1 protein-coding gene is annotated in these 765 nt (G+C 63.5%); it reads left to right on the top strand.

From position 1 onward, the window contains the following. Positions 1–765: condensation domain-containing protein (locus AC1RQF_RS33395; RefSeq protein ID WP_492874404.1), on the top strand; the 765-nt coding region annotated here is incomplete at both ends.

Raw genomic sequence — 765 nt, 5'->3', positions numbered from 1 at the left:
CCGCATCGACCTGACCCGCGCCCCGTTGCTGCGCTTCGCGATCGCCGAGGACACCGACGGCCGCTGGATTCTCCAGCACCAACTCCATCATCTGATCGGCGATCACTCGACGCTCGAAACGATGAATGCCGAAGTGCAGATCCTGCTTGCCGGCCAAGGCGAGGCCCTGTCTCAACCGCTGCCGTTCCGGAATCTCATCGCACAGGCCCGCCTTGGCATCAGCGAGGAGGCGCATGTGCGCTTCTTCAGCACAATGCTGCGCGACATCGATGAGCCGACCCTGCCGTTTGGTCTCGCCGAAGTCCATCGCGACGGATCGCAAATCAACGAAGCGCATGTCGCGTTGTCCAGTGCCATCAACGACCGTTTGCGCGCGCACGCCAAGCATCTGGGAGTCAGCCTCGCAAGCCTCTTCCATCTCGCCTGGGCGCAGGTGCTCGCGCGTACCAGCGGCAGGGATAGCGTCGTGTTCGGCACCGTGCTGTTCGGCCGCATGCAGGCCGGCGACGGCGCCGACCGAACCATGGGCCTGTTCATCAACACCTTGCCGATTCGCCTCGACTTCGACGACTCATCCATCGAAGCCGGGATACGCACCGCGCACGCTCGGCTCGCCGATCTGCTCGCGCATGAGCATGCATCGCTTGCCCTCGCGCAACGGTGCAGCAGCGTTCCCGCCGGATCACCGCTCTTCAGTACGCTGCTCAATTACCGACATAATGCCGCCCTGACAACCGAACATGCACCGCTGGGTGGTGTCGAAGT

It is taken from the genome of Burkholderia sp. GW821-FHT14F03, from assembly GCF_058803765.1.
This window is presented reverse-complemented; position numbering and strand designations above follow the sequence as displayed.